General features: G+C 70.1%; 18 protein-coding genes and 2 pseudogenes. 10 read left to right on the top strand and 10 right to left on the bottom strand.

All coding sequences use genetic code 11. The features are described 5' to 3' along the window. The 6 genes and pseudogenes from ACZ5Y0_RS18525 to ACZ5Y0_RS18500 all read right to left on the bottom strand — a co-directional run. Nucleotides 1–912 (bottom strand): carbohydrate ABC transporter permease, encoded by a 912-nt coding sequence (locus tag ACZ5Y0_RS18525; protein ID WP_469129737.1) that lies wholly within the window; start codon nucleotides 910–912, stop codon nucleotides 1–3. Next, the gene (locus ACZ5Y0_RS18520; RefSeq protein ID WP_469129736.1) at nucleotides 909–1,838 is read right to left on the bottom strand and encodes a carbohydrate ABC transporter permease; all 930 of its coding nucleotides are present in this window, start codon (nucleotides 1,836–1,838) and stop codon (nucleotides 909–911) included. Before ACZ5Y0_RS18520 ends, ACZ5Y0_RS18525 begins: the two co-directional genes overlap by 4 nt. Next, nucleotides 1,835–3,097, bottom strand: coding sequence for an ABC transporter substrate-binding protein (locus ACZ5Y0_RS18515; RefSeq protein ID WP_469129735.1), 1,263 nt, complete (start codon nucleotides 3,095–3,097; stop codon nucleotides 1,835–1,837). Before ACZ5Y0_RS18515 ends, ACZ5Y0_RS18520 begins: the two co-directional genes overlap by 4 nt. 62 nt (nucleotides 3,098–3,159) lie before the next feature. Next, the gene (locus ACZ5Y0_RS18510; RefSeq protein WP_469129926.1) at nucleotides 3,160–4,149 is read right to left on the bottom strand and encodes a hydroxyacid dehydrogenase; all 990 of its coding nucleotides are present in this window, start codon (nucleotides 4,147–4,149) and stop codon (nucleotides 3,160–3,162) included. A 728-nt stretch (nucleotides 4,150–4,877) separates the two neighbouring features. After that, a complete protein-coding gene (locus ACZ5Y0_RS18505; RefSeq protein ID WP_469129734.1) occupies nucleotides 4,878–5,744 on the bottom strand; it encodes a maleylpyruvate isomerase family mycothiol-dependent enzyme in 867 nt (288 codons plus the stop codon). A 139-nt stretch (nucleotides 5,745–5,883) separates the two neighbouring features. Beyond that, a pseudogene (locus tag ACZ5Y0_RS18500) lies at nucleotides 5,884–6,363 on the bottom strand (GtrA domain-containing protein); the annotation flags it as partial. An 873-nt stretch (nucleotides 6,364–7,236) separates the two neighbouring features. Here ACZ5Y0_RS18500 and ACZ5Y0_RS18495 point away from each other — a divergent pair. From ACZ5Y0_RS18495 to ACZ5Y0_RS18485, 3 genes are all read left to right on the top strand, one after another. After that, complete coding sequence (locus ACZ5Y0_RS18495; RefSeq protein WP_469129733.1) at nucleotides 7,237–8,709, top strand: sugar transferase; 1,473 nt, start codon at nucleotides 7,237–7,239, stop codon at nucleotides 8,707–8,709. Nucleotides 8,710–8,853: 144 nt separating this feature from the next. Further along, the gene (locus ACZ5Y0_RS18490) at nucleotides 8,854–9,522 is read left to right on the top strand and encodes a DapH/DapD/GlmU-related protein (RefSeq protein ID WP_469129732.1); all 669 of its coding nucleotides are present in this window, start codon (nucleotides 8,854–8,856) and stop codon (nucleotides 9,520–9,522) included. Next, nucleotides 9,519–10,646 (top strand): glycosyltransferase, encoded by a 1,128-nt coding sequence (locus ACZ5Y0_RS18485; protein WP_469129731.1) that lies wholly within the window; start codon nucleotides 9,519–9,521, stop codon nucleotides 10,644–10,646. Before ACZ5Y0_RS18490 ends, ACZ5Y0_RS18485 begins: the two co-directional genes overlap by 4 nt. A gap of 72 nt (nucleotides 10,647–10,718) precedes the next feature. On the opposite strand, the gene ACZ5Y0_RS18480 is transcribed toward ACZ5Y0_RS18485, so the two are convergent. Both ACZ5Y0_RS18480 and ACZ5Y0_RS18475 read right to left on the bottom strand, forming a co-directional pair. After that, nucleotides 10,719–11,912, bottom strand: a complete 1,194-nt coding sequence (locus ACZ5Y0_RS18480; protein WP_469129730.1) for a glycosyltransferase family 4 protein — start codon at nucleotides 11,910–11,912, stop codon at nucleotides 10,719–10,721. A 32-nt stretch (nucleotides 11,913–11,944) separates the two neighbouring features. Continuing rightward, the gene (locus ACZ5Y0_RS18475) at nucleotides 11,945–12,925 is read right to left on the bottom strand and encodes an NAD-dependent epimerase/dehydratase family protein (RefSeq protein WP_469129729.1); all 981 of its coding nucleotides are present in this window, start codon (nucleotides 12,923–12,925) and stop codon (nucleotides 11,945–11,947) included. Nucleotides 12,926–13,217: 292 nt separating this feature from the next. Here ACZ5Y0_RS18475 and ACZ5Y0_RS18470 point away from each other — a divergent pair, with 292 nt between their 5' ends. From ACZ5Y0_RS18470 to ACZ5Y0_RS18450, 5 genes and pseudogenes are all read left to right on the top strand, one after another. Further along, complete coding sequence (locus ACZ5Y0_RS18470) at nucleotides 13,218–14,693, top strand: hypothetical protein (protein WP_469129728.1); 1,476 nt, start codon at nucleotides 13,218–13,220, stop codon at nucleotides 14,691–14,693. After that, nucleotides 14,690–16,237, top strand: coding sequence for a P-loop NTPase family protein (locus ACZ5Y0_RS18465; protein ID WP_469129727.1), 1,548 nt, complete (start codon nucleotides 14,690–14,692; stop codon nucleotides 16,235–16,237). The genes ACZ5Y0_RS18470 and ACZ5Y0_RS18465 overlap by 4 nt, the downstream gene beginning before the upstream one ends. Continuing rightward, nucleotides 16,234–17,772, top strand: coding sequence for a lipopolysaccharide biosynthesis protein (locus ACZ5Y0_RS18460; protein WP_469129726.1), 1,539 nt, complete (start codon nucleotides 16,234–16,236; stop codon nucleotides 17,770–17,772). The genes ACZ5Y0_RS18465 and ACZ5Y0_RS18460 overlap by 4 nt, the downstream gene beginning before the upstream one ends. A gap of 133 nt (nucleotides 17,773–17,905) precedes the next feature. After that, the gene (locus ACZ5Y0_RS18455) at nucleotides 17,906–19,399 is read left to right on the top strand and encodes a fibronectin type III domain-containing protein (protein ID WP_469129725.1); all 1,494 of its coding nucleotides are present in this window, start codon (nucleotides 17,906–17,908) and stop codon (nucleotides 19,397–19,399) included. Then, a pseudogene (locus ACZ5Y0_RS18450) lies at nucleotides 19,396–19,806 on the top strand (FAD synthase family protein); the annotation flags it as partial. The gene ACZ5Y0_RS18455 and the pseudogene ACZ5Y0_RS18450, both read left to right, overlap by 4 nt. 27 nt (nucleotides 19,807–19,833) lie before the next feature. Here the strand turns inward: ACZ5Y0_RS18450 and ACZ5Y0_RS18445 are convergent. Then, a complete protein-coding gene (locus tag ACZ5Y0_RS18445; RefSeq protein ID WP_469129724.1) occupies nucleotides 19,834–20,535 on the bottom strand; it encodes a CDP-alcohol phosphatidyltransferase family protein in 702 nt (233 codons plus the stop codon). Between the two features lie 223 nt (nucleotides 20,536–20,758). On the opposite strand from ACZ5Y0_RS18445, the gene ACZ5Y0_RS18440 reads away from it, so the two are divergent. Beyond that, nucleotides 20,759–21,919, top strand: a complete 1,161-nt coding sequence (locus tag ACZ5Y0_RS18440) for a glycosyl hydrolase family 28-related protein (protein ID WP_469129723.1) — start codon at nucleotides 20,759–20,761, stop codon at nucleotides 21,917–21,919. Nucleotides 21,920–21,989: 70 nt separating this feature from the next. Here ACZ5Y0_RS18440 and ACZ5Y0_RS18435 read toward each other — a convergent pair whose 3' ends face one another. Continuing rightward, nucleotides 21,990–22,985 (bottom strand): phosphotransferase family protein, encoded by a 996-nt coding sequence (locus ACZ5Y0_RS18435; RefSeq protein ID WP_469129722.1) that lies wholly within the window; start codon nucleotides 22,983–22,985, stop codon nucleotides 21,990–21,992. A gap of 194 nt (nucleotides 22,986–23,179) precedes the next feature. Between ACZ5Y0_RS18435 and ACZ5Y0_RS18430 the strand changes: the two genes are divergently transcribed. Further along, a complete protein-coding gene (locus tag ACZ5Y0_RS18430; protein ID WP_469129721.1) occupies nucleotides 23,180–24,337 on the top strand; it encodes a helix-turn-helix transcriptional regulator in 1,158 nt (385 codons plus the stop codon). Nucleotides 24,338–24,627: the final 290 nt, after the last annotated feature.

Below are 24,627 nucleotides of genomic sequence, written 5' to 3'. Positions count from 1 at the left end.
TCATCCCTTGACGCCGGTGGTGGCGATACCGCGCACGAAGTAGCGCTGGCCGAGGAGGAAGACCACGAGGATCGGCAGCACGGACAGAACCGAGCCGGTCATGATCATCGCGTACTGGGCGTCGTACTGGCCGATGAAGGAGCGCAGGCCCAACTGCACGGTCCACAGGCTGTTGTCCGTCAGGTAGATGAACGGCCCCATGTAGTCGTTCCAGGTCTGGACGAAGGTCAGCAGGGCGAGGCTGGCGAGGGCCGGCTTGGAGAGCGGCAGGATGATGCGTGCCCAGATGCCGTACTCGGTGAGCCCGTCCAGGCGGGCGGCCTCGCTGATCTCGTCGGGAATGGTCAGGTAGAACTGCCGCATCAGGAAGACGCCGAACGCGCCGAACGCCTGGAGCAGGATCAGGGAGAAGTGGGTGTTCACCAGATCGAGCTTCTGCATGATGATGTACTGCGGAACCATGTAGGCCTGCCAGGGCACGGCGATGGTGGCGATGTAGCCGGTGAAGAGCAGGTCCCGGCCCGGAAAGCGCATCTTCGCGAAGCCGTAGGCGGCGAAGCTTCCGGTGAGCACCTGGAGGAAGGTGATCACGACGCTCAGGAAGAGGGAGTTGCCGAGGTAGGCGGCCAGCGGGATGTCCGTCCAGATGCGGCTGAAGTTGTCCCAGTGGAAGTCTCGCGGGATCCACTCGACGGGCACGGTGAAGACGTCCCGGTCCGCCTTGACCGACGAGACCAGCATCCAGACGAACGGCAGCAGGACTCCCAGCGCCACCGCGGTCAGAGCCGCGTAGAGGAGCGCGCCGCCGGCCGCCCGCAGCGCGGGGTGCCGGTGTACCGGCGCCCCCGTAACGGGAGTGGGAGACGGCTCGGAGACCCGGGTGCTGTCCTTCCGCAGCACGGTGGTGCTCATCGTTCGCTCCTTCGCTGGAAGTAGAACTGGACGACCGTGATCACCAGGCAGATCACGAACAGCGCGAGGGAGACCGCGGAGGAGTAACCGAAGCGCCCCTGGGTGATGCCCTCCCGGAAGATCAGCTGGGAGAGGACCAGGGTGGAGCGGCCGGGGCCTCCCTCGGTCATGACCTGCACCAGGTCGAACACCTTGAAGCTGGAGATGGTGAGCATGACGGTCACGAAGAAGGTCGTGGGGCGCAGGCACGGCAGGGTGACGTGCCGGAACCGCTTCCATGCGCCGGCGCCGTCCACGCGTGCCGCTTCGTGGAGTTCGGCGGGAACGGTCTGGAGACCGGCGAGGAAGAGGATCATGTAGTAGCCCATGTCCCGCCACACGCTGGCGATGATGAGGGCGGGCATGGCCCAGTCCGGGGAGGTGGTCCAGCCCGGCGGGTTGTCGATGCCGAGGGACCGCAGGAACTGGTTGACGGGTCCCACCTCGGGGCTCAGCAGCATGTTCCACACCACTGCGACGGCCACGAGGGAGGTGACGTAGGGGAAGAAGAAGGCGGTCCGCAGCACCTTGACGCCGCGCAGCTTCTGGTTGAGCAGGACGGCGAGACCCAGCGACACCACCAGCGTGAGCGGGATGTGCCCGAACGCGTAATAGCAGGTGTTCCGGACCGCGGTCCAGAAGTTGTCGTCGTTCCACATCCGGCGGAAGTTGTCGAGGCCGGCCCACTCGGGTGCGCTGTAGGAGTCCCAGTGGGTGAACGAGATGGCCAGTGCGCCGACGACGGGCACGAGGGTGAGGGCGGCGAATCCCAGGAAGTTGGGGAGGACGAAGGTCCACCCGATCAGCGTGGCGCGTCGGCGGCGGCGTCCGGCCGCGGCAGCGTGTGCCGCGGAAGCGGGTCGGGCCGGTGGGGAGACCGTGGTCACCGGACTTCGTTCCTCACCCGGTCGTTCATCTCCTTGATGCCCTCGTCGGCGGACTTCTCGCCGCTCATCACCAGTTCGTGCTCCTCGGTGAGGATCTGGTCGATGTCGGACGACTTGTCGCTGACCGGCATCTCGAGCCGTACCTCGGACGGCTCCATGGCCTTCCGGGAGATCTTGTCGCCGGGCATGCCGGTGACCCCGAAGAAGGTGTCCATGACCTTGTCGTCGGTGTAGGCGGGAACGACTCCGACCTTCGCGACGGCGGCGGCGCCTTCCGCGCCGGAGGCCCACGTGACGAACTTCCGCGCGGCTTCCGCGTCACGGGCCTTCTTGTTGACCGCGAACGCGGTGGGCGAGCCGAAGGTGGTCGTCTCGCCGTCAGCCGTGATCTGCGGTATCGGTGCCATTCCCCAGTCGACCGGGTTCTTGCCCTGGGCCTTCTCCGCCAGGAGGGCCGCCGCCCACCAGGTGCCCATCGGCACCATGGCGGCCTTGCCGGTGGTGAACTGCGAGTCGTAGGTGATGTTCTGGCTGGAGGCCGTGGAGAACGGCATGGTGGCCTTGGCCTTCTGGAGGTCGAGGGCCATCGTGTACTGGTCCTTCATGAAGCCGTAGTCGCCGCCGAGCAGGTCTCCGCCGGTCTGCGCCGCGGCGGTCGCCTGTATCACGGAACGCCAGGTGTGCAGGTACGTGCCGTACACCTTGGAGGAGCCGGAGCCCTTGGTGGTCCTCCTGGCCAGGTCCGCGAACCGGGTCCAGGTCAGGCCGGTGAGGTCGGCACCGTCGACCAGTGCCTTGTCGTAGTACAGGACCCAGAAGTCCTGCCGGTACGGAATCGCGTAGTACTCGCCCTTCAGGTTGAAGTCCTCGAGCCCGGAGTAGGACCGCTGGGGCAGCTTCTTCACCTCGTCGGTGAGGGGCATCAACTGACCCCGGGTGGCGTAGCGGGCGTAGTCGGTGACGTTCTTCATGGTCAGGACGTCGGTGGTGTCACCACCGGCCAGCATGGTGGTGACCTTCTCGGGGTAGTCCTCGGCGAGGATGTCGACCGGCTGAACGTCGATGTCGGGGTGTTCGGCCTCGAATCCGTCGATCAGCGCCTTCCACTCCGGCGTGGTCTTGTAGTTCCACAGACTGACCTTGACGACGGTCCGGCCGTCGGACGCGGTGCTCGAGCCGCCGGCGTCGCAGCCGCCGGCGACCAGGCTCGCGGCCACCACCAGGGGCGCCATGGTGGTGAGGTTCCTCTTCGACTTCATCTCGGGGGCTCTCCTTCGAGCGTTTCGGTGTGATGGGGACGGCTCGCTGCGGTGGCGGCGGGTCAGGCGCTGAGGCCGATCGCCCAGGTCTCCTCGGTGATCTCCGCCAACAGGGGCCGTCGGGAAGTCCAGCGGGACAGCTCGTCGAGCACGTGATCGGTGAGCCTGCCGAGCTCCGTGCCCAGTGATCCCGCGATGTGGGGGGTGATCATCACGTGGGCCACCCGCCGCAGGGGTGAATCGTCGGGCAGCGGCTCGGGGTCCGTGACGTCGAGGATCGCGAACAGCCGCCCGGAGGCGCACTCCGAGGCCAGGGCCCGGGAATCGACGAGACTGCCGCGGGCGGTGTTGATGACCGTCGCGAAGTCGGGAAGCCGGCGCAGCTGGGCGGCACCTACGAGGTGCCGGGTCTCGGCGATTTCCGGTGCGTGCACGGACAGGACGTGCACCCGGGGCAGCAGGTCGTCGAGGTCCACCAGCCGGGCGCCGGCGCGTGCCACCTCGTCCGGATCCGCGTATGGGTCAGCGACCAGGACCGTGGTGCCACTGAGCACGCGCAGCAGTTCGGCCACCCGCCGGCCGACGCGCGAGAACCCGACGAGGCCCACGGTGCGTTCGAAGTTGGACAGGTCGCCGTAGCCGGTGACCGAACCCCAGCCGCTGTACGCCTGCCGTTCGTCGGCGGCCAGGAACGGGGCCTTCTTGCCGGCGAAGATGATCGCCGCCAGGGTGTACTCCGCCACCGGCACGGCATTGGCGTCCGCAGCGCTCGTCACCCTGATACCACGGCTCCAGACCTCTTGGTTCACCAGTCCGCGTACGCTGCCGGCACAGTGCAGCACCGCCTTCAACCGGGGCGCGGCCGCAAGACGTGGCCGCGTCAGCGCCGGCGCCCCCCACGACGTGATCAGCACGTCGGCATGTTCCAGCCGAGCGCGCGCCCGCGGCGTGTCCAGCTCATCCGTCCAACAAGGGTCGTCCAACGACACCAGTTCGGTGAGGCGCCGGAGCCGAGACTGATCGAAGTGCGCCTCGAAGCTCGACCTGCTCATCACGAGCAGAGCATGGGGCTTGGTCCGCATCGGATACGGGCTCCTCTTCTCAGGGCAAGCGCCAGACATGTCCCGGCGAGACCTGGCCGGAAGACGCTGGGAAAGGAATAGTCGTCCGGCGCACACAGTCGCCAGAGATGAACCAAAAGCGAAGAAGATCGATCAGGAGCGAACATCGTTCTGGGGGCATTCGTGCCGTATGCGGGGGCCAGGGGTGGAAAGAGTGATCGCTCAGGACGATCGAGCACTTCTCCGGGCCGACCGAGGCGGGATGCGCCGGGCTGTCGGCGCCGGTGCTCGGTCACCGGAGACCCCGGAGACGAGGGTTCGGCAGGGGACCGCACGATTGCGGGAAGGGCCGCGAAGGGTGCAGGCGGCGCTCGGCGACGCGCGACCCCCGTTCCGGCGGCTGGTGAGGCCCAGCCGTGGTGGCCGAACCGTCGGTCGAACGGCCTGCCGTGGACGGGGAGCCGGCGTCAGTTGCGGTGGCGGGGGCGGTGGTGCCGGGACGACGGTGGACATGGCGGCGTTCTGTGCTCGCTCGCCGAAATGTCAGCGGGTTCTGTCCGTGCCGCGGCCGGTGACGGGCCGTCCGCCGGAATGAGAGAGTCGGGGAGATCTGTTGCCGCGGGGGAGTAGGCCGCCGGCAGACGTCTTCATCACCACTGATCCTGGGCAGGGAGCGCCGGCCTCCGTCCCTCGGGGACCCGACAGTCCACCATCGATGCTCAGAAGGCGACCCGGGCCGCGGTGAGAGCCGCCGCGGCCTCTCCGTCGCCCTCGAACGTCAACTCGCCCAGCGGCGGTCGGCCGGAGAGGTGGCGGGCGAACGCCAGGGCATCGGCCCGCAGCGTGACCACGGGGGGACCGCTGCCGAGCCGGTAGCGGCCACCGGCCGGACCCGAGAGCTCCAGCAGACAGGACGGGCCGGTCCAGCCGAGTGCCAGATCCAGCAGCACCTGGCTCATGATCTCCCTGTCGTGCGCGTCCAGGGCCAACTCGGTACCGGTGGCATCACTGATGTCGATGCGGTGCATCCAGGTGTCCCGGGCGATGAGAACGCTGTTCAGGTAGTCCATGGAGTCCTCGGGCAGCGCCTTCGCCTCCGGGAAGACCATGCTCGTGCGGATCCGACGCCGTACCGGTGCCGGCATACGGGCCAATGAGCGCATTCCCTTGGGGGCGATGCGAGCGAATTCCGAGACCAGTCGCTCTCCTGTGGCTTGGCCACGGTCTTCGATCTGGCTTTCGTTGTGGCCGTCGAGCGCGCCCAACTCGGGATGCGTGCGACGAGCCCGTCGCACCCGCGCGATCATCAGCCAGGGCTTGCCCAGTTCCTCGAACTGGCCGACCTCGTGGGCGAACATGTCCCGGACGGTCCACCCGGTGCACGCGGTCGGCCTCGACCACGACGCGGCGTCCAGCGAGCCCATCATGGCGAGCGAGGCCCGGATCTCCGCCTCGTTGACCCCGGTCGCCCGCGCCGCGGAAGTCCGGGGGATGTCCCTGGCGGAGACCGTGGGCGTGTGCCATACCGCACCTCCTCGACCCCCTCGGTCAAGGCTACAAGGCACCCACGCCGACGGCACCCGCATGGCACCAGGAGCGCCGAACGGCCGGTGATGCGGCGGCCCGACGGCACCGGGCGGACTCGGCCGCGGCCGACGTGGCCGGGTCGTGACCGCGGGGCGCGCGGCCCCCGGCGTGGCGCCGGCCACGCGGAAACTGCGTGGGGCGGGAGGTGCCCGCGGGCACGGGAGGGGCGGCGGGGGAGGTGGACGGGCCTTGTGTGCGGTGGCGTGTGAAGACGACGAGGCGCAGTACGGCGAAGCGGGCGGTGCCGGCCAGCGCGGAGGCGGAAAGGTAGACGACCTGCTCGAGCACGGCGCTGGGCGCTGCCACCACTTGTTGCAGGACCAGCATCGCCGCACAGGTCACCGTGTACGCGGCCACGGCCGACCCGGCCGACTGCGCGTGCTGGCGCCGGCTCGCGGGCCCGCCCGCGCCGAAGGTGCGGCGGGCGTGCAACTCGGTGGCGAGGAGCGTGGAGGCCACGGTGATCACGGCGTTGGCCAGGGCCCAGGGAATCCAGGAGGCGAGCGCTGCCACGGCGAAGCCGGAGGTGAGGCCCACCGCGCCGCCGAAGAGCACGAAGCGGGCGAAAGCGGTGAAGGCCCCCGGAGCCGCCTGCTGCCGTCTCTGTGCTGTCTCCATGATCCGAGCTGTCTCCATGATCCGACCCCCCTGGCCGCTCGCTGCGCGAACGTGCACCTCTCTCGACGGGTGAGGCATTCCGTCCGTCCGCTGTTTCGGATAAAGAAAACGCTACGTTGCATTCAGGGATCGCGCAACGCATTTATTGCGAGGCGTCACTGTATATGCAGGTCAGACCGCAGAAGTCGTTGCGATGGCATGAGGGTAATGCAATGGAATCGCCTGTTGCTCGTTGCAACAGATGGGAGTGAACGCTATGCCGGAGACAGTGCCCGCCCGGCGACCACCGCCGGCCGGCCCGACGCTCCCGGGCCACTGGCGCAACGAGGGCCTCGGCTCCGGCGTCGACGTGTTGCGGGCGGTCCTCGGCTCCGGCGCCGAGATGTCGTGGGCGGCCCTCGGCCCGGCCGGACAGGTCGGCGCACCGCGTGGCGAGAGCCGGGTGTCGAGTCGGCTCACCCGCACGGTCCGGGTCGCCGGCGACCGCAGCCCCGCCACGCCGCCACCAGGCGCATCAACTCCGCCGGCCGCGCCCCGTCCGCACCCACCTCGACGGCAGTCGTCCGCACGCCCCGTGCGGCCGCGGGCTCGGCCCGCGGAACCACTCCCGTGTGGACACCCCCGTCGCTCCTGTTCCCCGGAGCGCCGGAGTCCCGGCGGTGGTCGTGCGGTCGGCCCGTGTGCCGCCCTTCGCTGTGATCGCGCGCCTCGCCCGTCGCCGTGCTCGAACAGCGGCAGAGCGCGAGGTGGGAAAGGCAACTTTTGATATCTATATGGTGATATAAGGAGCGTATTAGTGGGGGTGCGACGGCCGGCCGCCGACGTTCGGCGGCCGGCCCCGCGATCTGCGACGGGGGCTCGAGGGAGAGGACCATGCGGCGGTTCAGAATCGCGATGTCCCGACAGGCGCCGATGCCCGTGGCGCATCGCCCGATCCACCGTCAGGAGAGTGGCGCGCACTGGTACGCCCCCTTCTCGGTGAGTGTGGACCTCCTCGCTGCGGCACTTCCGGTCGCGGCGGCTTTCGTCGAGGTTCACGAACCCCACCCCCTGCGCCTGGCGGCCGCCGCCGCCCTGCTCTGGCCGCTCATCGGGGTGATGAGCGGGCGCCACACGCCCTTGGCCTGGGGTGACGGAGGCGGCCTGAGGGCCGTGGTGAGGGACTGGCTGGTCCTTGTCGGCGCCCTGGCCACGCTGCGTGTGGTCTGCGGACTGGACAGCGTGCCTGCCGAAGCGTTCACGGCATTGATCCCCGCCCTGGTCCTGACGGGCGTCTGTCAGAAACTCATTCACCGGCACGTGCTCGCCGCCCGCCGGGCCGCCCGTGCCCTGCGCCACGTCATCGTCGTCGGTGCGGCCCCGACGGTCGACGCCGTCGTCGAGCAACTCGCCCAGCGCACCGACCACGAGTACGTCATCGTCGGCGCCTGTCCGGTGGGTGACGGCGAGGTCCGTTCCGGAGTGCCGGTGTGCGCGCGGCTGCCCTGCGAGGCACCCGAGACGCCGGAGGAGGACGCCGCGGCGGTGCTAAGGGCGGCCGACGAACTCGCCGCCGACATGGTCTTCGTGGCGCCCGGTCCCCATGTCTCCGGTGACCGGGTGCGCAGACTGTCGTGGATGTTGCACGACCAGGGCCGCTCCCTCGTGGTCCTTCCCGGGATCGTCGACGTGGCACGGCGGCGCGTGCGGCCGACGTCGGCGGCCGGTCTCACCCTGCTGCACATCGCGCCGCCGTTGCAGCGCGGCATGCACACCTTGCTGAAGGCCCTCGTTGACCGAGCGAGTGCCCTGGCGCTGATCGCCCTGCTCTCACCGCTGCTGTTCCTGGTGGCCCTTGCCGTCCAACTCGGCTCGCCCGGGCCGATCCTGTACCGCCAGACACGGGTGGGCCGCGACATGGCTACGTTTCCCATGTGGAAGTTCCGCACCATGGTGGTCGACGCCGACCGGATGAAGAGCGGGCTGGAGGCGCAGAACGAGAACGACGGGCACATGTTCAAGATGCGTCGGGACCCCAGGGTCACTCCTGTGGGGCGCGTCCTGCGCCGCTACTCCCTGGACGAACTGCCCCAGTTGTTCAACATCCTCTTCGGTCACATGTCCTTGGTCGGTCCGCGCCCCCCGCTCCCCGAGGAGGTGGCCAAATACAACAGCATCGAGATGCGCCGGCTCAGCATCAAGCCGGGCCTGACGGGACTGTGGCAGGTGAGTGGGCGGTCGGACCTGTCCTGGCGCGAGACGGTCGCACTGGATCTGCGCTACGTCGACAACTGGTCGCTGGCCGGTGACATGAACCTCATGGCCCGCACGGTGCGGGTGGTCCTGGACGGCCAAGGCGCCTACTGAGGGCGGGTGCGGGTCCGCAGCCGGGCCGCATCCTCCATCCGGGCTGGTCTGCCACCAACACGCGGTGATCGCGGATGATCCGTCCCCGGGGACGTGAAGGATCGCGGACGGAGACGTCTTCGGCCCTTGGAAGGGACATCCGCCATGGCACAGACCTCAGCCGCGCGTACCCCGGCCGTACGGAGCGCATCTGCCGCGTACCCGGGGGACACCCACGGCACCACGACGCACCGACCCGTCGGCGTGCGCTCCCTGCGGGGCTTCACCGGCGCCGGATACGACAAGGGCCGCCCCCTGCCGGTCCAGGCCGCCTGGTTCGCCGTTCTGCACCTCCTTTTCGCCGCGTGGTGGTTCCCCGCCCGTTGGCGGCCGGCACTGCTGCGCGCCTTCGGGGCACGGGTCGGACAGCGCGTGCTCATCAGGCGCGGAGTGCGGGTCCACTGGCCCTGGAAGCTGGACATCGGTGACGACGTGTGGATCGGTGAGGACGCCTGGATCCTCAACCTCGAACCCGTCACGATCGGCAACGACTGCTGCGTCTCCCAGGGCGCGCTGTTGTGCACGGGCAGCCACCGTCGTCGTTCCGCCACCTTCGAATTCGACAACGGTCCCATCCGGCTGGAGCCGGGCAGCTGGATCGCGGCGCGTGCCGTCGTACTGCGTGGCGTCACCGTCGGAGGCGGCGCGGTGGTGGGCGCCGGCGCCGTCGCCCACCGGGACCTCGCGCCGGGCGAGGTCCTGACCGCGGGAGGCGTGCCCGGACCGGACGCGCCCGCGCGAGCTGACGTGTCAACGAAGGGAGCCACGGCATGAGACTGGTCCATGTGGTCACTCTCGTCAGCGACGACGGCGCCTTCGGCGGGCCGACGAGCGTGGCTCTGGCCCAACTCGGGGAGTTCGCCGCCCGCGGTCACGAGGTGACGCTGGTGTCGCTGTGGCGGGGCGGACGCCCCGCCGCGCGGCGCATCGGCGCCGTCCGTCTCCTCTCCCGTCCGGCTCGGCGTCTCGTCCCGGGCCGGGGCTGCCTGGGACTCATGCACCCACTGCTGCTGCGGGACCTGTGGCGGGCCATGGGAAGCGCCGACCGCGTACACCTGCACGTGGGACGCGACCTCGTCTCGTTGTCCGCGCTCGCTGTCGCCTGCCTGCGGCGCACCGCCTTCGTGACCCAGACGCACGGCATGGTCGAGCCCCGCACCGGCCCCGTCGCGCGTGTCTTCGACCGTCTCTATGTGCCCCTGCTGCGCCGGTCACGCTGCTGTCTGGTGCTCACCGAGCGGGAGCGCCGTGCCCTGACCGACGTACTGGGTCCTGGCGCGCCACCGCTGGTGACCCTGCCCAACGGTCTCCGTCCGGCAGGCGGCGAGGCGAGCACCCTGCCGCGCGGCGACCAAGAGGTGATCTTCCTGGCTCGGCTCCATCCGCGCAAACGCCCCGAGGCGTTCGTCGAGATGGCCGCCCTGGTCCACAAGGAGATGCCCGAGGCACGCTTCACCCTGTTCGGTGCGGACGAGGGGTCCCTCCCGGTCGTGCACCGGCTGATCGCGGACCGCGGACTGACCGACGTGGTCTCCTACGGCGGTGCGCTGGAGCACGGCGCGGCGCTGGAGGCCTACCGAAGGGCCGCCGTGTACGTCCTTCCGAGTGTGGACGAGCCGTTTCCGATGACCGTGCTGGAAGCACTGGCCGAAGGCACGCCGGTGGTGTGCACGGACAGCAGCGGCGTCGCGGCCGAACTGACGCGCAGGGGAGCGGCACTGGTCACCGACGGCAGCCCGGAGACCCTGGCCGACGCGGTGTGCCTCCTCCTGGCCGACGAGACGCTACGCCGCTCCCTGGCCGAGGCCGGTCACCGTGCGATCGAGGAGGCCTTCTCCATCAGGGCGGTCGTGGACCGCCTCGAGGACGTCTACCGGGGGCGGCCGGGACGCGGATGATCCGGATGCTCCGGCCGTCTCGGGCCCGCCGCGGGCGCGGTGGATCCGAGACGGCCGGAGTCCGGACGTCGGTCAGCGTGCCGAAGTGCGGCTCACCGTACGGAGAATGGCCTCGAAACGGGAGGCACAGTCCTCCAGGGCGAACTCCCGCTCGGCGAGGGCCCGGCTCTCCTTGCCCAGCGTCTCGGCGCGTGCCGGGTCGGACAGAACCTCCTGAGCCCAGGCAGAAGCCTCGTCGAGTGCGGACTCCGCCGGGGGGAAGACCGCGGACCCCGCCTGTCGGAGCAGGTGCGCGGCCAGGTTGTCGGCGGGCATCAGGCCGAGCACCGGACGCCCGGCGCACAGATACGACAGCGTCTTGGACGGGACCGAGAACTCACCGGCGTCCGCCGCCAGGACGACGACGAGAAGGTCGCCCGAACCCAGTACTTCGGGCAGTCGCTCATAGGGCTGGAAGGGCAGCAGGGTCAGGTCGATTCCGCGGGAGGCCGCGGACCTTCTGAGGACGGGCACGGCAGGGCCCTCGTTCACGACGACGAGACGGACCGGCGTGCCCCGGTCCCGCAGCCGCGCCGCCAAGTCCACCAGCAGCTCCGGGTTGTGCTTCAGGCCCAGCGTGCCGGAGTACAGCACCGTCCGCACCCCGTTCAGCTCCTGTTCGGCCGACCAGGCGTTGTCCCGGGCCCGCGGGACGATCTCGTCGAGCGGTGCCCAGTTGGGAATGACGGTGGCCTTGCCGGCGGTGCCCCACCGCTGGTGGACGCCCAGGAAGGAGGGAGCGATCACCACGATGGCCGCGGCCCTGCGTGCCGACCACTTCTCGCCGGCTCCGAAGACCCTGGCGGCGACACCCATCGACTTCGCGACGCCCGCGAAACTCCTCAGTGCGACGGCGGTGACGTCCTGGTGCCACAGGACCCAGGGAATGCGCAGCCGTTTCAGCACGGCCACCGCCGCGACCAGCATCGGGACGGGAAGGTTGGACAGCATCGCCACGTCGGGCTTCTCCCGGCGCACCTGCCGGGCCAGTTCGAGGCCGAGCAGGGTTTCCTGGCGGAGCCGTCGGAAGTAGTCCTCCTTCCTGAGCACGGTGCTGTCCCCGATGGTGACGAAACGCAGGCCCGGAGCGTCCCCGGCGAGGTTGCCCTTGCCGGACACGTAGGCGGTGCAGGTCGAATGGACCACGTCGTGGCCGCGGCGTGCCAGTTCCCGGCTCAGTTGCGCCTGGAACGGGTGACCGCTGTAGTCGTGCACGAGGATCCTCATGGGCTCTCCGCGTCCGGTTTCTCTGCTCCGACTCACTGGTGGGCGCGCTTGACCTGGTCGTAGACCCAGGCGTAGGTCTTCTCCAGGCCGTCGAGCAGGGGGATCGACGGTTCCCAGCCGTAGATCTCACGGATCAGGGTGTTGTCGGAGTTGCGGCCGCGTACGCCCTGGGGGGCGTCGAGCCGGTAGCTGCGCTCGCAGCGGATGCCGGCGATCCGCTCGACGATGTCGACGAGCTGGTTGATGGTCACCAGTTCCGACGAGCCGAGGTTGACGGGTACGCCACTCTCCGCGCGCATGATCATCTGAGTGCCGTGCAGGCAGTCGTCGATGTACATGAAGGAGCGGCTCTGTAGCCCGTCGCCCCAGATCTCGATCCGGTGGTCACCGGAGACGACGGCCTCGGCCACCTTCCGGCACACCGCGGCGGGGGCCTTCTCCCGGCCGCCGGTCCAGGTGCCGTGCGGGCCGTAGACGTTGTGGTAGCGGGCGACGCGGGTGACGAACCCGTAGTCCTCGGCGTAGTGCCGGCACATGCGCTCGGAGAACAGCTTCTCCCATCCGTAGCCGTCCTCCGGCTGTGCCGGGTAGGCGTCCTCCTCCTTGAGGGCGGTGACGTCCGGGTCGGTCTGCTTGTCCGCGGCGTACACGCAGGCGGAGGAGGAGTAGAAGTAGCGCTCCACGCCGGCCTCGTGTGCCGCCCGCAGCATGTGGGTGCTGGTCAGGACCGACATCATGCAGGCGGCCTTGTTGTTCTCGATGAATCCCATGCCGCCCATGTCGGCGGCGAGCATGTACACCTGCCGGGCGCCGCGGACGCCCGCTCGCGCACTGTCCAGGAGCGACAGGTCGGCGACCACGTTCTCGGCGTGCTGGTGGACCTGGTACCACTCGTGCGGAGGCTTGATGTCGATGCAGCGGACGGTCATCCCCTGGGCGAGAAGTTCGCCGACGAGGTGACCGCCGATGAATCCCCCGCCTCCGGCGACGACGACATCGGTCTGCTTGCTCATGCGCAACCCCTTAATGGGTGGGAGGTCTGATGCGTGGTCAGGTCCACCGCCCTCTGTCACGGCCGATCCAGCACCGGGCCCGCGGAGACCTGCGCGATAAGCTATGCAGATTTGTCAGTATTTGAGATAGAAGGCACGCTCACGACCATCAGGATCACTCGATGACCATGTTTGCGGACTAATACATCGATTTGGATGCCTTGTGCGTGGTTAGAGTAATTTTGTGATTCGGGGCGCTATATATGCTTCGGTGACGTTCCAGGCTGAAAAATCACACGACGGAGAGGCCGGGATGCGAGGCGCTCGCGCCCGTAGCGTGGCCGCGGTCTCCCTGTGGGTCGTGGCCCTGACTCTCCTGCTGCCAGGACTGATCCTCCAGTCGGGCGGCATGCGGATGTCGCCCGCGGTCGTTCTACAGGCTGTCGTGGTGGCCCACACCGGTGGTGCGCTCAGCCGAGTGCTCACCGCGCCCACGGTGCGGCTGGTCGGCTTCGGATTCTGGGTCTTCGCCTACATCTGGCTCGGCCTGGCACCCCTGGCGATGCTCGTCTCCGACACATACCCATGGCCCTACCGGACCGGCGAGCTGACCGCCTTCAAGGCGGTCGCCGTCGTCGAGCTGGGCCTCGTCGCCTACAGCGCCGGAACGGCTCTGGCCGCCCGCCGACAGCAGGCCCGCCCGGCCAGCGCCCCGCCAGGATTCCTGGAACGGCTGCTCTCCCGCCGTCTCGCGCCCTGGCGGCTGCTGGCGCTGAGCGGTCTGGCCCTCGCCTTCGCAGCGCTGCTGATCTCACGTCAGCCCGGACGACTCACCGCCTACTTCACCAGCCGTCAGGCGATCACGGAGGCCGGCGCCATCGGCGACGGGGAGGGCGCCTTCCTCCAGGTCCTGCTCAGCTGGTCGCTGTCCGTCCCCGCGTTCTGGGCGCTGCTGGGACTGCTGCACGTTCCGCGTCTGACACGGGGCGACCGCTGGCTCCGCGTCCTGCGCCGACTGCTGCTCCCCGTTCTCCTCGTGCTGAACGCGGTCGTCAACAACCCTGTCAGCAAGCCGCGGTTCTGGGTCGGCACGGTCGTACTGACCGTGCTGTTCACCCTGCCGAGGCTGAGCCGGCCCCGCCCCTTCCGGATGACGGCGGCCGCACTCGTCGCGGCGCTCCTGGTCGTCTTCCCCTACAGCGACTACTTCCGCTACAGCGACCGGGAGGAGGTGGCCGTCACCTCTCTCGCCGACCAGTTCACGACCAACGGCGACTACGACGCCTTCCAACAGGTGCAGACAGGCATCGACTTCGCACAGGACAACGGGTTCTCCCCGCAAGACGCCCTCGGCCCACCGCTGTTCATGGTGCCGCGCTCGATGTGGCCGGAGAAGCCCGAGGACACGGGCATCAGACTGGCCCGGTACGCGGGTTACGAGTTCCTCAACCTCTCCGCACCACTGTGGATCGAAAGCTACCTCTGGGCCGGCCCCTTCGGGGTGGTCGGCGTCTTCTGTCTGCTCGGCTCGGCGAGCCGGCGTGTGGACGACGTACGGCACCAGTTGCGCGGCCGGGCGGGGAGCCTCGCCGCGCTGCTGGTGCCGGCCTTCGCTTTCTACCAGATGGTCTTCCTGCGCGGCAGCCTGCTCGGCATCGCGGGCCCGCTGACCCTGCTGGTGACCGTCCCGCTACTGATCAGCACCCGCACCGGCCGGCTCCCCTCATCGGCGGTGCCGATCGCACCCATCCGTCACGCATCCATCTCCGGAACAGGAGGGCACCGGTGACCGGCCCCATCCCATTCGACGACCGGTACGACGAACCGGACCAGCTCCGTGACCAACTGCGCCGAGTCCTGCGCCACCCTGTCCTCATCGTGCTGGGGATCCTCCTGGGTGCTCTCGGAGGACTGGCGTTCTCCCACCAACGCGCCCACACCTACACCGCCACCAGCGAAGTCCTGGTGCGCTCCACCACCGACCCCTTCGGCGCGGTCGGCGTCTCGGCCGACAACCAGGTCAGCATGAGCACGGAGCAGCGGATCGCCGCCAGCGCCACCGTCGCCGTGCGCGCGGCGCGCCTCCTCGGCCGGCCCGACAGCCAGGCCGGCAGGCTCGGAACCCGGTTGCGGGTCACCAACCCCCTGAAGTCGCAGATCCTGCGCTTCGAGTTCACCGCCGGCGCCCCCCAGCGCGCGGCGCGGGGCGCCAACGCCTTCGCCGACGCCTATCTCGCCGACCGCGAAAGCCGCAACGAGGCCACAGCGGCGCGGACGACCCGCGCCCTGCAACAGCAGATCGCCGTGCTGAACCAGCGGCTGTCCCAGGGCGTCGAGACAGCCAAGTCGGCCGCGCAGAACCAGCTCTACAACCTCCAGAAGCGCGTCCTGGACATCAAGGCGCGCGACACCGACGGCGGTGACGTGGTCCGCAGGGCCACGGCGCCCGCCCTGCCGGTGGGCCCCGGGCCGCGGACCCTGCTCGCCCTCGGGCTGGGATGCGGACTTCTCCTGGGCATCGTGCTGGCCTGGGTGCGCTCCGCCCTGGACACCCGGGTCGGCTCGGTCGGCGAGGTGCAGAGCGCGCTGCGCGCTCCGGTGGTCGGCGTCCTGCCCGCCGACGACGGCGGAGACGGCGCCCTGCTGACGGTCGGCCGTACCCCCAGCCCCCGCACGGAGGCCTACCGGGCCCTGGCATTCCGGTTGCGGCAGGTCGGCACATCCGGCGGCCTCGGCCAGGTGGTCGTGGTGGCCCCCCGGCGCGTCGGCGACGCCGAGGAGGTCGCCGCCAACCTGGGGGCCGCCCTCGCCGACAACGGCAGCGACGTGCTCCTGGTCGACGCCACCGCGCACACCACCAGGCTCGGGACTCGGCTGCCCTTGATCCCGATCGAAGTTCCCAACCCGGGAACGGCGTTCCCTCCGACCGGAAGCGCCTTCGTCGAGGCCGACGTCGCCGGCCGCTTCGCCTTCTCCTCGAACGGCGGCACCGGCCTGTCCGACCGGACGGAGTCCGCCGATGCCGACGCCTCGACCGTCGTCGTCGCCGGTCCCTTCCTCGCACAGGCCGACACGCTGTCCGTCGCGCAGCGTGCCGACGGCGTCCTCGTGGTCGTCCGGCCCGGCCGTACCCGGAGGGAGGAGCTCCGGCAGATGCAGGAGCTGATCGTCTGCTCCGGCGGACGCATCCTCGGGGCCGTGCTCGACGCCGGGCGCCCGCGCCGGTACCTGCGTGTCCTGCGCCGCCCGAAGAACAACCCCGTGTCCGGCACCGACCTCTCCGCCACGGACCTCCCCGTGCGGGACGACACACTGAGCATTTCCCGCCGATGACCGCTCCCGAGGCGCCCGCCCGCCCCCGCGCCGACGCCACCGCCAGCGGCGTTGCCGCCACCGCGCGGGGCGGCTGGTGGGGGATGGCGGGCTCCGTCGCGAACGCCGGCTTCTCGTTTCTCCTCGTCGGTCTGATCACACGGGCCGTCGGGGCGCAGGGGGCGGGCGTCCTCTTCACGGGCGTCGCCCTGTTCACCATTGTCAGCAACGCCTGCAAGCTCGGGGCCGACACCGGGCTCGTGCGCTTCGTACCACGCGACCTCGCCGTCGACGACGGCCGTTCCGTGGACGCGTTGCTGCGCACGGCCCTCCTGCCGGCGGCCATGGCCGGCACCGCGGCCGCCGTGCCTCTGGTGCTGTTCCCCTCGGTGGCCACGACGCTCCTGCCCCAGCTGCCACCAGCGGACGCCGCCGCACTGGTCCGGTTGTTCGCGTTCTTCCTGCCCGCCGCCACCGTGGGCATGGTCCTGCTCGGCGCGGCGCGGGGATACGGCACGGTGGTGCCGTTCGTCGGTGTGGAACAGATCGGCAAACCGGTGCTGCGCGTACTGATCGCCGTGCCCGTCGCCTGGTGTGCGCCCAGTGTGCCGGCGCTGGCGTCCGCCTGGCTGTTGCCGTCGCTGGCCGGGTCGGTGGCCGCCTGGCTCGCCCTGCGCCGCTGCCGCGCCCGGCGTCCCACGGCCCGCCGGGCAGGAAGCCCGGCGGTGCCCTGGCGGGCCTTCTGGGGGTTCGCCGCCCCGCGCGCGGTGTCCTCCGTCTTCGACATCGGGGCGGTGTGGGTCGGTGTCATCCTGCTGTCCGCTCTTGCCACCAGCGGTGAGGCGGGGGTGTACACGGCCATCGGCCGCATCGTCACGGCGGGCACCCTCGTCCAGCTCGCCGTACGGCTTGCCGTCGCACCGGAGCTCAGCCGCCTCCTCGCCGTCGGTGACCTCTCCGGGGCGCAGGCTCTGCACCGCGTCTCGACCTGCTGGACCGTGCTCCTCTCGTGGCCGCTGTTCGGCACCGTGGCCTGTTTCCCCGGGACCGTCCTTTCCGTCTTCGGGCCCGAGTTCACCGACGGCGCCCTCGCGCTCGTCGTGCTGTGCGCCGCCTCCACGGTCAACGTCGCCGTCGGCAACGCTCAGACCGTGCTGCTCATGGCCGGCCGCAGCCGCTGGCACCTGACCGTCACCGCGGTGGCGTTCACGGTACAGCTGACCGTGGGTGTCCTCGCCGTGCCGGCCTGGGGCGTGCTCGGCGCCGCGGCGTCCTGGGGCGCGGCGATCGTGGTGGAGAACCTCACGGCGGCCGTGCTCGTCCGGCTGCGCCTCGGCTTCACCACCGTGGACCGGGGCTACACCGGAGCCCTCGCCGTGGGGCTGGCCGTTTTGTCGGTGCTGGTGGCGTCCCGTCTGTCCCAAGGTGACACCTTGCCGGGACTCGCCGTGGGAATGGTCTTGGGATTGTGTGCTTTTGGTATTACTTTGTGGCGATATTGGACGCTGCTGAGGTTGGGCGAGCTGGTCGGAGCGCTGCGGCATCGCGCCGCATGAACGCAGACGCGTTCGCACCGTCAGGGTCACCCCACCGGCGTCGTCGCCCTCCCACCACTGCCATCCGGGGACTCCCGTGTACCTGAGAAAACGCCGCACGAAGCCGGCCGCCAGGGTCGCAGTCACAGCGCTCATGTGCTGCGCCGTCGCCCAGCTCGACGTCTCCCTCGCCGCGGCCGCCGACGGCGCACCCGCGTTCACCGCCGATCCGCTGGCCACCTGGCAGACGGACGGCATCGTCTGGTCGCTGACCGCCGCGAAGGGTGTCGTCTACGTCGGAGGATCCTTCGACACCGTCCGCCCGCCAGGAGCCGCACCCGGCCAAGGGGAGGTGAAACGCCGCAACTTCGCCGCCTTCGACGCCGCGACCGGCAAACTGCTGCCCTGCGCCCCGTCCTTCACCGGCAACCACCACACCGTACGGGCCATGAAGGCCTCCCCGGACGGTCGCGTGCTGTACGTGGGTGGTTCGTTCAGTCAGGTCGGATCCGTCCGTGTGGCCAACCTGGCCGCCTTCGACACCGCGGGCTGCTCACTGCGCAAGACGTTCAAGCCGGCGGTGTCCGCCACCGTCCGGGCCATCGAGACCACGGACCGGGCGATCTACTTCGGCGGCGACTTCGGCCGTGTCGCGGGCCAGCCCAGGAACCGGGTCGCCGCCGTGGCCCCCGCGGGTTCCCTGCTGCCGTTCCGAGCGGACGTCGACCTGCCCGTGCGGGCGCTGTCGGCCGCTACCGCTCACGGAAGGCTCTTCGTCGGAGGAGACTTCGAGTCGGTCAACGGCCAGGGGGCGCGCTCACTCGTCGCCCTCAATCCCACCAGCGGGAAGACCGTGCTCACCTATCCGGGCTGGTTCCCTCCCCAGTCATCGGTCAAGACGATCGCACGCGACAGCACCCGCTTCTACGTGGGTGCGGAGGGCCACGGCCCCGGCATCTTCGACGGCCGGATCGCGGGCCGCCTCGCCAACAGCACCATGGTGTGGAAGGACACCTGCTTCGGCGCCACCCAGGCCGTCCTGCCGTACAAGGGTGTCCTCTACAGCGCCTCGCACGCGCACAACTGCAACGAGACGCCAGGAGGGTTCCCCGAGCGGGGCGACCGGCAGCACCTGCTGGCCCAGTCGGTCGACAATCGCACCATCCTGCACTGGTTCCCCGACACCAACGACGGACTGGGGGAACAGGTCGGCCCCCGTACCCTCGCGGTGTCGGCCGGTGTCCTGTGGGCGGGCGGTGAGTTCACCCGCGTGAACGACGCACCGCAGCAGGGCCTGACGCGTTTCGGGAACCGCGACACCGGAGCACCGAAGGTCCCGGTGCTGGCGGTGTCCGACACCGGTCCGGGCAAGGTGACGGTCACCTGGCGCGCCTCCTGGGACCGCGACGACGCATCCCTGACGTACCGGATCTACCGCGACGGCAGACTCGTGGCGCAGAAGGAGAAGGCGTCCACCTCCTGGGACCGTCCCCAGATGAGTTACACGGACACCGTGCCCGCCGGCACCAGCCACCGGTACGCCATCGAGGTGACCGACGGGACGAACACCTCGTCCAAGTCGAACTCGGTCAGTGTGGCCGTGCCGAGGGCGGCGGTCCAGGCGCAGTTGGAGGGTGACCCGCAGTGACCCGCATCGGATTCGCGCCCGGCGTCTACGACCTGTTCCACATCGGGCACCTCAACATCCTGCGGGAGGCGCGTCAGCACTGCGACCGGCTCGTGGCCGGCGTGACCTCCGACGATCTGGCCGCGAAACTGAAGGGCCATGCTCCCGTCATTCCGCTCGCCGAACGTCTGGAGATCGTCCGGAGCCTGCGCTACGTCGACGAGGCCGTCGTGGAAGCGGACGTGGACAAGCTGAAGACATGGAAGCGAGTCGGTTTCCACGTCATTTTCAAGGGGGACGACTGGCGCGGAACCCCCAAGTGGCTGGAGTTCGAGAGGCGCTTCGCGCAGGTCGGCGTCGAGGTCGTCTACTTCCCGTACACCCGGCACACCTCCAGCACCCTGCTGCGGGGCGCACTGGAACTGCTGTCGGCCGACGACTCGCCGCGGACCGTCTCAGCGCAACTCGCGGAACCACTTCACCAGGAAGGCGCCCATGAACAGGACGTGCGCCACGAGCAGCGCGCAGTAGACCGCGAGGAAGAAGTCCTGGTTTCCCAGGAATAGGAAGCTGAGGCAGGTCAGGCCGTAGTCGACCGGCAGAAGCAGGACGGAGCGCAGCGCCGGGGATGAGGGCGCCGGGGTCTGCCCCGGCGTCCGCCACTTGAGCTTCTCCGTCAGGATTCCGGCGAAGAAGATCACCACGGCCGCGAGTTCGAAGACCATGGGTGCCAGCAGGAAGGCGGCGCTGGGCAGGGTGAAGAACCGGTAGAACGACACCAGCACGACCAGGTGCAGGGTGACGATCTTGATGCAGTCCACGACATGGTCGAGCCACTCGCCCGACGGGCTGCCCGAGCGCTGGCTCCGTGCCAGCTGACCGTCCGCCGCGTCCAGCGCGAATCCCACGACCAAGGCCGCGCCGACGCCGAGGGCCATTGCGGGCCCCGGCGGGACCAGGGCCACCAGGGCGAGGGCGGGAAGGGTGAACAGAGCGCTGAGGACGGTCAGTTGATTGGGTGTCGCCCCCGCGCGATGGGCCAGAGCGGCCAGGAACCGGCCGGCCGGCCGATTCACGAACAGGGTGTACAGCGAGGCCCCTTTCGCGGGTTTCTGCGCCGTCGACAGCTCCTTGAGCACCGCAGCAAACTCCGTCATTTGTTTCCTTTAGGGATGAAATGTTGGAAAGAAGGCAATTATGGCAGAACGGGCAGGATGGATGTCTTGCGTCAGCCGTCGGCAACTTCTGCGTGGCGGAGCGTCGGGGATCGCGGCGATGGCCCTGACCGCCCACGGCGCGTCCGCCGCCGTCGGACCGGACCGTCCCACCACACCGCCGGTCCCCGCCGGGCCCCGACGAGGTCGCCCCTCGGCCACCCGAATGCCACTCGTCCTGAACGTGGCCGACCTCGGGGCCGTGGGCGACGGACGGACCGACGACACCGCGGCGTTCGAGATCGCCTACTCGCTCGCGGCCGCCCGGGTCTCCCAGGGGGTCGGGCGCACGGTGATCGAGATTCCCGCGGGCGAGTTCCTCATCACCCGTCCGCACGCGCTGCTGAACGGCGTCGCGCCGCCGTCGGCAGCCAACGGCCTGCGCTTCAGTGGGGCGGGCAAGCGCATGACCACCCTCGTCTTCCGCCCGGAGGACGGCCCCGGCTCCTATCTCTGCCGCAACGAGAACATCTGGTCCAACCTCTCCTTCGAGCGCATCCAGTTCCGCTCGGCCACGCCCGGCGCCTCCTTCTTCAGCTCCTACTCCACCGGCAACGCCCAGGACTACCGGTTCTCGGAGTGCGAATGGATGGGTGAGTGGGAGTACGGCCTCGCCCTGGACGGCACGAACACCAACTCGGAGATGCGCTGGGAAGCGTGCCGGGTCGGCGGCAGCTACCGCAGAGCGTTCCTCTACTCGGGTCTCTCACAACGCAGTCAGGGCGATCCCAACGACCAGGACCAGTTCCTCAACTACTGGTTCACCGACATGAAGGTCGAGTACGAGTGGGGCAACTTCCTGGAGTTCCCCTACGGCGGCTCCATCACCTGCCGGGGCGGCTCGTACATCATCACGGGCACACGTCCGCAGAGCACCGACGAGTACGGATCCACCAGCACCTTCTTCCGCTTCCCTGTCGCCCTGCACCACGACTCGGTGCAACGGTTCCACGCCCAGGACATCCGGTTCGAGGTGCGCGATCCGCAGGTGCGGGTCATCGACAGCGTCTGGACGAGCGGCACGATCCACTTCAGCGACTGCGACGACACCGGGCTCTCGTTCAAGGACTTCGCCGCCGAGGCGCGGGCGCACCGCTACACGGTGGGGCCGCGCGGGCCGCTGATCCGTTACGACTCCTGCCAGCTCGTGGGCCGCCACGAGTACCGGACGGACGGTCCACAGGAAGCCCTGCCGGCCCTCGCCCGCTACGACATGTGCCTGCTGCGCAGTCACTCGACCGGTGAGTTGGCCGTGACGGAGGACAATCAACGGCCTGACTTCGTCCGCTTCGTCGACTGCCTCGACAGCTCCGCCGCCGGCACGTAGCCGGTCCGGGCGGCGTCGGGGGGTTCCCGCGGTGGGGACTCCGGCCGGCGACGGTCCGCTACGCGTCCGTTCACCCCAGGGCGCGCAGTTCGGCCACCCGCGCGGCGAGGTAGTCGCGACAGAAGGCCATATGGTCCGCGTCGTCGTAGCCGCGGGGCCCGAACTCCACGACGAGCAGCAGGCCGAGGTAGAGCCCGTAGAGCGCCAGACGGTGACGGAACGCGGACCCCGAGCCGAACCGACCGCCGCCATCCGTGTAGCCCGCGACGAGCGCGCTGTCCGGGCCGGTGTCGCCCCCGAACGCCAGTGAGACCAGCTCGGCGGCCGGATCTCCCCAGAACGCCCGTTCGTGGTCGATGATCCCCGTGATGCGGGCGGCCGATCCGTCGTCGGTCGCGCGGACGAAGATGTTGCCGGGCCACAGGTCGAAGTGGACCAGGCGGGGTTCGGTGACCTCGTCGAGCGCGTACCCGCCCTCCGCCACCAGGATGCGCACGTCGTCGGGAGTGACGCCCAGCGGGGAGTCCCAGCGGGCGGCGTCCTCCAGCATGGCCTCGACCATGCTGGTGAATGCCGTGCGCCAGTCGGCGGCGGAGAGCGCCGATTCGGTGGCCGGGTAGCCGAAACGGCCGTCCTCGGCGACCAGTCGGTGCAGGGCCGCCACGATCCGGCCCAACTCGCGACGCAGCAACGACGCGCTCGCGGGCGCCAGTCGATCCGCGGACTTGTCCCAGGGGGTGCCCTCCAGCACGGAGAGGACGAGGAAGCCGTCCCCGGCGAAGAGGAGTTCGGGCATGGGAACGCCGAGGCCGGGAGCGGCCGCGGCGAGCCGGTAGACCATGGCCTCGGTCGCCATGACGCCTCGCTCGTAGCGCAGCACCGGCACGTCGTCGTGAGGCGCGAGCTTCACGACGGCGGGGCGCCCGTCGTCGAGCAGAACCCGGTACGCGGTGTTGAACCAGCCGTCCGTCAACTCTGCTTCGAGCCGACACCCGATGCCCGCCGACCCCCGGAGCAGCGCGTCGAGATCGGCCGGGGCCAGCCGGCGTTTGGTGTTGCTCAGCAATGGCGCCTCTTCTCTTCATGGGAGCGCTCTCATGATGTCCCGCCCCGGCAGCGCCGACAACTGTCCGAGCACGTCGGCTGACCGGACTTCGCGGCGCCAGGTACGGCGTCGGGGTGGCCGCGCGGGGCGGCCGGTTCAGAACGGCCCCTTCAGGGGGAGCCCTCGAGGTGCCGTCCGGTGGTTACGCTGGGCCCATGTCGGAGGCCGGGGGGCGGGTCGGGCGGGCACGGGAAGCGACCGTACGCGCGGCGAGGGCCGCGGGGACCGTCGAGGAGTTCTTCGACGGGGTGATGACCGCCCTGGCTCCGGTGCTCCCGTCCGACATCTGGGCCGGTGTCACCGTCGATCCGGCGACGTTGATGAACACCGGAGGCAACTACCGCAACGGGGTGCCCGATGCGCTGATGCCGCGCATGCTGGACATCGAGTACCGCGAAGGCGACGTCAACCTGCTGCCGGATCTGGCGCGGCGCCCGTCGCCCGTCGGGCTGCTCAGCCGTGAGGCCGGTGACCTGCTGGCGCGCAGCCCCCGGTACCGGGACATCATCCGTCCTCTGGGCTGCCGCGACGAGTTACGTGTGGTTCTGCGTGACCGGCACGGCGTGTGGGGCGCGCTGGTCCTGGGGCGTGGCCGCGACGCCCCGGCCTTCGACGACACCGATCTCGCGACGGCGGCGACGCTCGCGCGGCCTCTGGGGGACGCGCTGCGTCGGCTCCATGTGACCCGGCAGGCGTGGCAGCAGAACCCCCCCGCCACCGCTCCGGGGCTGATTCTCCTCGACGAGCGGTATCAGGTACTGCACCAGAGCCCCACGGCCGGTCCCTGGCTCGCCGAGCTGCTGGGCGGTGACCGCGTACCCCTCGGCGACGGGCACACCGGTCTGCCGCCCGCCCTGTGCGCCGCGGCCGCCGCGGTCCGCACCGCGGCGGTGGCCGGCGGATCGCTCACGTCCTGGGCCCACACCCGCACCCTCGGCCCGGCGCGGCTGCACGCGTGGTCGCTGCCCGGAGGCCAGGGCCAGTCCCGCGCCGCGGGCCAGGGCGGGGCCGTCATCGCCGTGGTGATCGAGCCGGCCCGCCCGGAGGAACGCACCTCGTTCCTGGTCACCGCCTACGGGTTGACGCCCCGGGAACGCACTGTCACCGAACTCGTCCTGCGTGGGCACTCGACCGCCGAGATCAGCCGCCTCACCGGGATGTCGCCGCACACCGTCCAGGACCACCTCAAGGCCGTGTTCGACAAGACGGGCGTGCGCAGCCGTCGGGACCTGGTGGCGAACCTGTTCGCACGGCACTACGAGCCTGCCCTGGCACGGGGCGCGGACGTCCCGACGGCCGGCCTCGAAACCTGACCTCGGCTCATCGGCGCGGGGGGTAGCCACAGGCGGTGCGGTTCGAGGCGTTCCTCCGGGGGCGCACCGCAGAAGACGGCCAGGCGCTCCACCCGCCCCGCAGCGACGCGTCCCACCGGATGCGCCGGCCCCGCGCCCCCCACTTTTCTGGGATGGCGGCGTCTCCCGCCGCTCCTTAGGTTGGCAGCCGGCTCCGGACACGGCACGGGGGACTCCGGAGCCCCGCGCGAGTGGCACCCTCTCGGCCGTTGCCCGGCCGGGATCCGTCGCGCCCCCTTTGAGACGCGAGG

The organism is Streptomyces sp. NPDC033216 (assembly GCF_055577115.1).
The sequence above is the reverse complement of the archived record's forward strand: the minus strand, read 5'-3'. Positions and strand labels throughout refer to the sequence as shown.

What these genes read in the sequence shown, in the direction of transcription:
- ACZ5Y0_RS18460 (WP_469129726.1), top strand. Translation starts at nt 16,234, where the DNA reads ATGACCGCTCCCGAGGCGCCCGCCCGCCCCCGCGCCGACGCCACCGCC.
- ACZ5Y0_RS18470 (WP_469129728.1), top strand. Translation starts at nt 13,218, where the DNA reads ATGCGAGGCGCTCGCGCCCGTAGCGTGGCCGCGGTCTCCCTGTGGGTC.
- ACZ5Y0_RS18490 (WP_469129732.1), top strand. Translation starts at nt 8,854, where the DNA reads ATGGCACAGACCTCAGCCGCGCGTACCCCGGCCGTACGGAGCGCATCT.
- ACZ5Y0_RS18440 (WP_469129723.1), top strand. Translation starts at nt 20,759, where the DNA reads ATGCCACTCGTCCTGAACGTGGCCGACCTCGGGGCCGTGGGCGACGGA.
- ACZ5Y0_RS18475 (WP_469129729.1), bottom strand. Translation starts at nt 12,925, where the DNA reads ATGAGCAAGCAGACCGATGTCGTCGTCGCCGGAGGCGGGGGATTCATC.
- ACZ5Y0_RS18505 (WP_469129734.1), bottom strand. Translation starts at nt 5,744, where the DNA reads ATGCGGGTGCCGTCGGCGTGGGTGCCTTGTAGCCTTGACCGAGGGGGT.
- ACZ5Y0_RS18485 (WP_469129731.1), top strand. Translation starts at nt 9,519, where the DNA reads ATGAGACTGGTCCATGTGGTCACTCTCGTCAGCGACGACGGCGCCTTC.
- ACZ5Y0_RS18510 (WP_469129926.1), bottom strand. Translation starts at nt 4,149, where the DNA reads ATGAGCAGGTCGAGCTTCGAGGCGCACTTCGATCAGTCTCGGCTCCGG.
- ACZ5Y0_RS18430 (WP_469129721.1), top strand. Translation starts at nt 23,180, where the DNA reads ATGTCGGAGGCCGGGGGGCGGGTCGGGCGGGCACGGGAAGCGACCGTA.
- ACZ5Y0_RS18455 (WP_469129725.1), top strand. Translation starts at nt 17,906, where the DNA reads ATGTGCTGCGCCGTCGCCCAGCTCGACGTCTCCCTCGCCGCGGCCGCC.
- ACZ5Y0_RS18525 (WP_469129737.1), bottom strand. Translation starts at nt 912, where the DNA reads ATGAGCACCACCGTGCTGCGGAAGGACAGCACCCGGGTCTCCGAGCCG.
- ACZ5Y0_RS18495 (WP_469129733.1), top strand. Translation starts at nt 7,237, where the DNA reads ATGCGGCGGTTCAGAATCGCGATGTCCCGACAGGCGCCGATGCCCGTG.
- ACZ5Y0_RS18515 (WP_469129735.1), bottom strand. Translation starts at nt 3,097, where the DNA reads ATGAAGTCGAAGAGGAACCTCACCACCATGGCGCCCCTGGTGGTGGCC.
- ACZ5Y0_RS18480 (WP_469129730.1), bottom strand. Translation starts at nt 11,912, where the DNA reads ATGAGGATCCTCGTGCACGACTACAGCGGTCACCCGTTCCAGGCGCAA.
- ACZ5Y0_RS18445 (WP_469129724.1), bottom strand. Translation starts at nt 20,535, where the DNA reads ATGACGGAGTTTGCTGCGGTGCTCAAGGAGCTGTCGACGGCGCAGAAA.